This is a genomic window from Streptomyces sp. NPDC111744 (assembly GCF_055634995.1).
Map to the genome: position 1 here is coordinate 1 of NZ_JBVKCG010000064.1, position 7,605 is coordinate 7,605.

Annotated in this window: 7 protein-coding genes and 4 pseudogenes; 5 read left to right on the top strand and 6 right to left on the bottom strand. The window is 68.2% G+C overall.

Annotated elements, in window-relative coordinates; all coding sequences use genetic code 11:
• Positions 1 to 863 (top strand): alpha/beta fold hydrolase (locus ACZ7OO_RS43875; protein ID WP_471512987.1); only part of this gene is annotated, 863 nt, incomplete at its 5' end.
• Positions 864 to 1,473: 610 nt separating this feature from the next.
• Here ACZ7OO_RS43875 and ACZ7OO_RS43880 read toward each other — a convergent pair.
• From ACZ7OO_RS43880 to ACZ7OO_RS43890, 3 genes and pseudogenes are all read right to left on the bottom strand, one after another.
• Positions 1,474 to 1,713 (bottom strand): annotated as a pseudogene (locus ACZ7OO_RS43880) (transposase); the annotation flags it as partial.
• A 15-nt stretch (positions 1,714 to 1,728) separates the two neighbouring features.
• Positions 1,729 to 1,869, bottom strand: coding sequence for a hypothetical protein (locus ACZ7OO_RS43885; protein WP_471512993.1), 141 nt, complete (start codon positions 1,867 to 1,869; stop codon positions 1,729 to 1,731).
• Between the two features lie 28 nt (positions 1,870 to 1,897).
• Positions 1,898 to 2,062, bottom strand: a pseudogene (locus ACZ7OO_RS43890) (transposase family protein); the annotation flags it as partial.
• Between the two features lie 220 nt (positions 2,063 to 2,282).
• Between ACZ7OO_RS43890 and ACZ7OO_RS43895 the strand changes: the two are divergent.
• Together ACZ7OO_RS43895 and ACZ7OO_RS43900 are read left to right on the top strand one after the other, a co-directional pair.
• Positions 2,283 to 3,059, top strand: a pseudogene (locus tag ACZ7OO_RS43895) (IS5 family transposase).
• Between the two features lie 303 nt (positions 3,060 to 3,362).
• Positions 3,363 to 4,592: an ISAs1 family transposase gene (locus ACZ7OO_RS43900; RefSeq protein WP_471512988.1), complete on the top strand. Its 1,230-nt coding sequence runs from the start codon at positions 3,363 to 3,365 to the stop codon at positions 4,590 to 4,592.
• On the opposite strand, the gene ACZ7OO_RS43905 is transcribed toward ACZ7OO_RS43900, so the two are convergent.
• From ACZ7OO_RS43905 to ACZ7OO_RS43915, 3 genes and pseudogenes are all read right to left on the bottom strand, one after another.
• The gene (locus ACZ7OO_RS43905; RefSeq protein ID WP_471512989.1) at positions 4,561 to 4,716 is read right to left on the bottom strand and encodes a hypothetical protein; all 156 of its coding nucleotides are present in this window, start codon (positions 4,714 to 4,716) and stop codon (positions 4,561 to 4,563) included. The genes ACZ7OO_RS43900 and ACZ7OO_RS43905 overlap by 32 nt on opposite strands.
• 158 nt (positions 4,717 to 4,874) lie before the next feature.
• Positions 4,875 to 5,135 (bottom strand): annotated as a pseudogene (locus ACZ7OO_RS43910) (IS3 family transposase); the annotation flags it as partial.
• Positions 5,136 to 5,186: 51 nt separating this feature from the next.
• Complete coding sequence (locus ACZ7OO_RS43915) at positions 5,187 to 5,477, bottom strand: transposase (RefSeq protein WP_471512990.1); 291 nt, start codon at positions 5,475 to 5,477, stop codon at positions 5,187 to 5,189.
• A 635-nt stretch (positions 5,478 to 6,112) separates the two neighbouring features.
• Between ACZ7OO_RS43915 and ACZ7OO_RS43920 the strand changes: the two genes are divergently transcribed.
• Both ACZ7OO_RS43920 and ACZ7OO_RS43925 read left to right on the top strand, forming a co-directional pair.
• The gene (locus ACZ7OO_RS43920) at positions 6,113 to 6,874 is read left to right on the top strand and encodes an SDR family NAD(P)-dependent oxidoreductase (protein WP_471512991.1); all 762 of its coding nucleotides are present in this window, start codon (positions 6,113 to 6,115) and stop codon (positions 6,872 to 6,874) included.
• Between the two features lie 22 nt (positions 6,875 to 6,896).
• Complete coding sequence (locus ACZ7OO_RS43925) at positions 6,897 to 7,307, top strand: VOC family protein (protein WP_471512992.1); 411 nt, start codon at positions 6,897 to 6,899, stop codon at positions 7,305 to 7,307.
• The last annotated feature ends 298 nt before the right edge of the window (positions 7,308 to 7,605 follow it).

Here is a 7,605-nt window from a genome sequence, read left to right on the forward strand (position 1 = left end):
TCGACCTCGGCGGACACTCCCTCCTGGCGACCCGACTGATCAGCCGGATCCGGTCGCTCCTCGGCGCGGAGATATCGATCCGCGAGGTGTTCACCACCCCGACCGTCGCCGGGATCGCACGGCGGCTGGGTGAATCCGGTCGACAGGCTGACAGCAGTGTCCTGCTGCCGTTCCGTTCACGGGGTGGGCATGCGCCGTTCTTCTGCGTCCACGATGTGCATGGCCTGGGCTGGGAATACACATACTTGGCGCAGTGCATGCCCGCGGACCATCCGGTCTACGGTCTCCAGGCGCGGGGGTTCGACGGTACGACGGAGCTTCCTCGTTCCGTGACGGAAATGGCCGCGGATTATGTCACCCACATACGAACGGTTCAGCCGTCCGGTCCGTACCATCTACTCGGTTGGTCTTTTGGGGGGATCGTTGCCCAGGAGATGGCCGTCCAATTGCAGGCCGCGGGCGAGCAGATTGCTGATCTGGTCATCCTGGACTCCGCTCCCTCCGCACCGAGGCGAACGGGCGGGCTGCCTTCTGAGAGTCCTGTAGACATTGCTGACAGGGTGTCAGCGGAGGCTCGAGAAAGCGAAATATTCGGGGCTGCCTCACAGAGTGAGTCCGAGGCCTACCGGCAGGTCCTCCGAAACAATGTACGGCTATTGATGGAGCATGAGCCGAACAAGGTTGAGGGAGAGGTCCTCTTCATTTCCAGTCGTGAGACCAATGGCTCCGGGACTGCATTGTGGAGTCCGTACGTCTCCGGTCATATTCACGAACGCGCGGTCGAGTGCCTTCACCGTGAAATGTATCGGCCGCACATAATGCAGGACATCTGGGAAATGGTGCAGGAGCGGCTGAAGGCATAGCACGGCCCTGGGGCTCGATCTTTCGTGACGGTCTGCCGACACAGTCGGCGGACCGCTTCGCGTTCTGTGTCTGATGACGGGCGGGCCGGGTGCCCGTCTGCCGCGTCGGGTGGGCGCCGGGTTCCACGACGCCCGCGGATCGTGCTGCTCGCAGGGACGGGAAGGCGCCGGCCGGCCCGGGTTGCGGAAGGCTCGGAGCCGATCCGGGGCCCCGGTGAGCACGTCGCTGGAACGCCAGTGCCGGCGGGGCGGAGGTAGCGGCGGCGGCCGGTGGTGACAGGCTCGGCGGCGGAGCAGAGTCCGCGCGCACGCGGTGGGGCTCCCGGAGCCGGGCGAAAGAGCGTTTTGTCCGGGCGAGGTTGTTTGGTGGCGCTTCGGCGGGCGAGTGGGTCTGCGACTGCTGGGGCAAGAATGGTCAATGCGGGCTATGCGACAGGAGACTCCATATCTATGCCCGTTTGAGTCGAGTCGCTCCTGTCTGATCGCAAAGCGCCCCGGTTGACGCCGTGCGCCCTGGGGGCGTGTCGCGCCCGACGGTACTACCGAAACATGACGCGCCACCGCCCGTACCCCAGCGATCTGTCCGATGCCCGCTGGGAATTGAGGGTTTTCAAAGTTGAGCGGTGCGGAGGTGTCCGCGGGCTCGGCGTGTGGTGACGCAGTGTGTCCGTAGTCGTTGGTTGTCTGCATTGCGGAAGCCGAACGCGTTGCGGGCGACGAGCTTGATCACGCGGTTGATGCCTTCGCTCTTGGCGTTGCTGTGCCCGGTGTCGATGAACGCTTCGATCTCCGGCCACCAGCGGTCGACGGTGACGGCGAGCTGCCTCACCTCGGGGATGTCGGAGTCCGCGCACCAGGTGAGGAACTACCAGCGGGCGTGTCCGACTTGATGGCGGTCGGCGCCAGTGCGGGCGCGCGCGAGGAGGTTGCGAAGGTTCTCCTTGGCGATCCACGCCGTGAGCAGGGTCTGGCCGATCCCTCCCTCGCCCAGCAGTGCGTTCCACATCGTGGCGAACTGCTCGTCGGCGTTTGTGCCAGCGGAACTCCAGCCCGCTCTCCCCGTACGGCAGATCGCGGGGCCGGGTCGTCGCGGAGCCCTTCACCCGGGTGGCGAACACCCCGCACTCGGGGCAGGCCCGTGCCTGCTCATCGGCGGTGATCAGGTGCACCCGGCGGGTGCCGTCCTCCAGCCGCTCCACCCGCGCGACGGCCAGGCCGTCCAGGTCAAGCGGCAACGTCGTATCGTTGTCCAAGCCCGTGGTTTCTGGGTGATCGTTCTGCGTCGAGAACAGAAATGATCACTCATGGCCACGGGCATCCTGCTGCCAGGACAACCTCCACCGCCCGTGGTCTGCACGCAACGTGACAGCCAGTCAGTCCACTCGGGACGACACACCGCTCAAGTTCGAAGACCCGGAATTGATCGGTTCCACACTCACCGCCTGGCGGGCCGAGCGCAGAGGCAAGGGACTGGGCGCCCACCCGAGTATGACCTGCGCCGCATCATGGACGCCATCCCGTACGTCGGACCGGGATTCCTTGGCGCTGTCTGCCGCACGACTTCGCACCGTGGGAGACGTCTATGGGTACTTCGCCGCCTGGCAGAAGGAAGGGATCTTCGACCAGCTCAATGGCCTGCTGCGTCGCCTGGTCCGGGAAGCCGAAGGCCGCAGCGCCGAGCCGAGCGCCTGCGTGCTGGACGCCCAGAGCGTCAAGACCTCCGCCAACGTGCCCGCAGCCGACCAAGGCATCGACGCCGGCAAGAAGATCGGAGGCCGCAAGCGCCACCTCGGCGTCGACCCCCTCGGCCTGCTGCTGGCCGTCTGGGTGACCGCGGCGAGCGTCTCCGACAACACCGGCGGCATCCACCTGCTCTCCCAGATCTCCGCCGCAGTCCCTCGAGTGACCAAGGCGTGGGCCGACACCGGCTACCGATCGAAAGCCATCGACCACGGCGCCCGCCTCGGAATCGACGTCGAGGTCGTCCAACGCGGCCCCGGCGTCAAAGGGTTCAGGGTGATCCCTCGACGCTGGGTGGTCGAGCGGGCCTTCGGCCGGCTCATGCACCACCGTCGGCTCGCCCGTGACTACGAGACCTACCCGCACCGCTCCGAAGCCATCATTCACGTTGCGATGACCGACCTCATAAGCCGCCGCCTCACCCGCGAATCCACCCCGGACTGGCGCGGCACCTGAACCTCGAACCAACACCTTTGCCAGGACAAAACGCTCTTAGCCGGTCAGGACGAGCGGGGGCGTCCCGGCGCGGTCCAGGTGATTTCCCCTCCGCCCAGGACCAGCGGCGGCTGGGCGGAGGAGGCCGTCGATACATCAGGTCAGCGGACGTGACCGCAGAGCATCGGAGGCGTGGGCAGGGCGGTTGCAAGTTCCGGGATCACGTAGTTCGTCCGCGCTCGGCGGGAGTTGACGTGGCAGCAGCACAGGCACGAGACCGGTGATCATCAGGGTGTCTACGCCAGCTGATCACGTCGAGGTCCCGTGCCTGCCGCTCCATCGTCCCCGATCCCTGCCGCTCTGGCGAAACTGGGCCCCCTCCACCGGCACTACACCGGCCGCCTGCGCGCCCATCTCCAGCGCGTACCCGACCCGCGTTCGCGTCGCGGGCGGTGGTATCCCTTGGTCGGCTTGCTGCTGATCTGCGCCTGCGCAGTCGTCTCCGGCGCCCGGACCATCACCGAGATCACCGAGTGGGGACAGCGCGCCACCACCACGGTGCTGGAACAACTCGGCATCCGCCGGCACCTGCCCGGACGCCGCCGCGCCCCGTCCCATGCCACCCTCACCCGGCTCCTGGCCGCCCTCGACGGCGATATCCTGGACGCCGCGATCGGCGCCTACCTTGCCGAACACGACCACACCGACGTCGTCGGCTGCGGCACCGGCTCGGTGCCGCGGCCGGCGATCGCGGTGGACGGCAAGGCGCTGTCCGGCTCCGCGCACCGGCAGCAGCGCCACCGGCACCTGCTGTCCGCCGTCACCCACGCCCCCATCGTCACCCTGGCCCAGCGGGAGGTGGGGGCCAAGACCAACGAGACGGCCGCCTTCCGCCCGCTGCTGGAACCACTCGATCTGGCCGGCACCGTGGTCACCTTCGACGCCCTGCACAGCGTCAAGGACCAGGTGCGCTGGCTGGTACAGGAGAAGAAAGCCCACTACATCGCGGTGATCAAGGGAAACCAGCCGACCGCTTCGGCCCAGCTCAAAGCCCTGCCGTGGGAGCAGGTGCCCGTAGCGCACACCGTCTGCGGGACCGGGCACGGGCGGCGGGAGTCCCGTTCGGTCAAGACCATGGCGATCGCGGCGAACCTGGGCGGGATCGCCTTCCCCGAAGCGCGGCTGGCCCTGCGCATCCACCGGCGCCGCCAGGAGAACGGCAAGCGGCAGACCCGGGAGACGGTCTACGCCGTCACCAGCCTCGACACCCATCAAGCCAGCCCCGCTGACCTGAGCGGATACGTACGCGGGCACTGGGGAATCGAAAACTCCAGCCACCACGTCAGAGATGTGGTGTTCGCCGAGGACGCCTCCACCGTCCACACCGGCAGCGCGCCACGGGCGATGGCCGCTCTGCGGAACCTGGCCATCGGCAGGCTGCGCCTGCTGGGAGCGGACAACATCGCCAAAACCACCCGAGCGATCCGGGACGCACCCGAACACGCCCTCTGGATCTGGGGCATCACCGACAACTCACTCCTACCAGGAACTTGAAGCCGCCCTGCACTTGGCCGCCTCTGGTCGCGATCGCCATCTGCAGGGCGGCGCTGACCAGCGTCGTGTCGTGCCGGTCGCCCATCGCATAGCCCAGGGCCCGGCGGGAGAACGCGTCGTGCACGCTAGCGAGGAGAGCTTGCCCTCGTCGGTGTCGATCTCGGTCATGTCGCCCCACCACAAGATGTCCGGCGCGATCGCGTCGAACCTGCGCAGCACCAGGTCACGTGCCGTCTTCCGCTTCCCGGGACGGGTCAGCGAACACCGGCGGCGTGGTGGCTTGCGGCCCTGCAGGCCGAGCTCGGCCATGATGTCGGCGACGGTGTTCTGCGACACCTGCCAGCCCTCCTCCCACAAAGCCAGCGTGATCCTCGGTGAGCCGTAGGTGCGGCCCGATCGGTCGAAGAAGTACGAGATCCGCTCGGCCAGCAGTGCCCGTCTGACCTCGCGTTTCGTTGGCTCGGACGGTCTGCGCCGCCACTTGTAGAACCACGCCTCCGCCCCCCAGGGCTCGACAGGAGGTGCGATGCGGAATCTTGAAATCGGTCCTCTGGTCGCTGATCACCCCGACGAGCGCCGCCGGGTCCGCAACAGCTACTTCACCCACAGGACCATGCAGCGTCTGAGGACATCACGCTCCATGACCAGCTCCTTGTTGTCCCGCTTGAGCTGGGCATTCTCCCGTTGCAACCGCGCAAGTTCCTCGCTCTCACCCGTCGGACCGGCCTTGCCGGCCGCCCATGCCCCCGACACCCAGGTGGCCAGCGTCGTCTCGTTGATCACGAGGTCCCTCGCGACCTGTGGGATCGGCTTGCCGGTCTCCGCCACGATCCGCACAGCCCCCTCACGAAACTCCGCGTCGAACTTCCGCCTCTTGCCCGGCATGACCCTCAACTTCCCCTGCAGTCACGGTCTCTACGCTACGAGTGGAAGGTCACCGCACTCCGCGCGGACATCCGCGACGAAGAACCCCCCGCGGAACGCCACAGCGTGCGCCGGTTGCCGCGCGAACGCACCCAGTGATCTCCGCACCGGCCGGCAGGGGCCGGTGGCGGGCGCCTGCGCCGTGCCGGCGAGTCCTCGGCGTCCCGTGTTCTGCGTGGCCTTGAGCACGGCGGTGCCGTCTCGATGTCGAGGGCCATCGCCGTGCCTCCCCCTCGTTGCCGGTGCCGGGTAGTACCGCCGTCCCCGGCACTCCGCGTTTCCCGCCCCCGCGCTGCTCGGTGCTTCGCACGTGCCGGCCCGTTCCTCCCTCACTTGCAAACGGAACTGGTTCCGATTACCGTGTAACCGGAACGTATTCCGGATATGCGGCTACCGTGCTCCGGGTGGTTCGGCGAACGGCCTCACCCGGCCTGTTCGCTCGCAGTCGCAAGCCTCGGAGGGTATGCCGGCGGTTCTCCGGCGATGGGGTCGTTGTAGCTGAGACGACCACACCGCCGACGCCGCCCTCCCACCGGGCTCTGCGCAGAGCTACGCCCCTCGAACAGCAACGAGCCGGGAAGACAGGCAACACAGCAATGGACCAGATTTTCGAAGGCACCACGGCTTTGGTCACTGGCGGCGGAACCGGTATCGGCCGGGCCTCGGCACTCGCCCTGGCCGCGGCCGGATGCACCGTGACGGTCGCCGGGCGCACGGTGTCAACGCTGGAAGAAACCGTGGGGATGATCACTGACGCGGGCGGTGCGGCCCGCCTCGTGCAGTGCGATGTCGCTGACGAGCACTCGGTCGCGCACGCGGTCGAGGTGGCGGTCGGTGACTCCGGGCGGCTGGATTTCGGTGTCAACAGCGCGGGGATCAGCGGCGGTGACGATCTCCGCAAGCTGGCCGACTACTCCGTCGAGGCGTTCGACCACATGATCGCTGTCGATCTGCGCGGGACGTTCCTGTCGATGAAGTACCAGCTGCGCCAGATGCAGACCCAGGGCTTCGGTTCCATCGTCAACGTCGGCTCGGGCGCGAGTGTCGTCGGAGTGCCGGGTTTCGCCGGGTACACCGCGGCCAAGCACGGCGTCATCGGGCTGACCCGGACCGCCGCCCTGGACTACGGGCCGGCCGGGATCCGGGTCAACGCCCTGGTCGTCGGCCTGGTCAACACACCGCTGATCGCCGAGGGCCGTTCGCCGGAGGTGATGGCGGCCCGGGTGGCCGCGCACCCGATCGGCAGGATCGCCGAACCCGAGGAGATCGCCGACGCCGTCGTGTGGCTCTGCTCCGACAGGTCCAGCTTCGTCACCGGCGCGGCCGTCCCGGTCGACGGCGGATACACCGCACGCTGATCCGGGAAGGGAACGCCAGCTGATGTCCACGCTCTCCTTCGATCACATCGGGCTGTCGGTGGCCGACCTGGACCGGCAATGCCGCTTCTACGCCGAGGCATTCGGACTCCGCGAGACGCACCGCACGGAGATCCCCGACGCCGGTATCCGGATAGCCCTTCTCAGTGGCCCCGGCGGTGCCGCGGTCGAATTCACCGAGCGCGCGGGCTCGGTACCGCAGCACTTCGCCGATCCCATCGAGGGGGCGGGCGTCCAGGGCTACTTCCACTGGGCCCTCACGGTGGACGACCTGGAGGGGGCCGTCGCCACCGCCGTCGCTCACGGTGCCCGCGTCGTCTCGCGGCCGGCGCAGGCCCGGCGGCCCGGGGTCAGCTTCGCCTATGTCGCCGACCCCGAGGGCAACCTGATCGAGCTGGTGCAGTACACCCACTGACCCGGCTCTATCTGCGAGCGCTCGCCCGCGCACAGGCGGTCGAGGCAAGGACCCGGACGGACGACCCCGCGCCCGGCACGGCGCGGGTCCGACGGGACCGGGCGCAAGCGTGCCCCACCGCACACGGCGCGCCCGCACGTGACGACCCACCCGTCGCAGGACCGCGAAGGTCCGCCGACCGCACAGCGACAACCACAACCACTACGACCCGTCGGCCGCCGAGGCCGTGGGCAGGACACATGGAGGAATGACAATGACAGGTCGACTGCAGGGCACGGTGGCGCTGGTGACCGGCGCG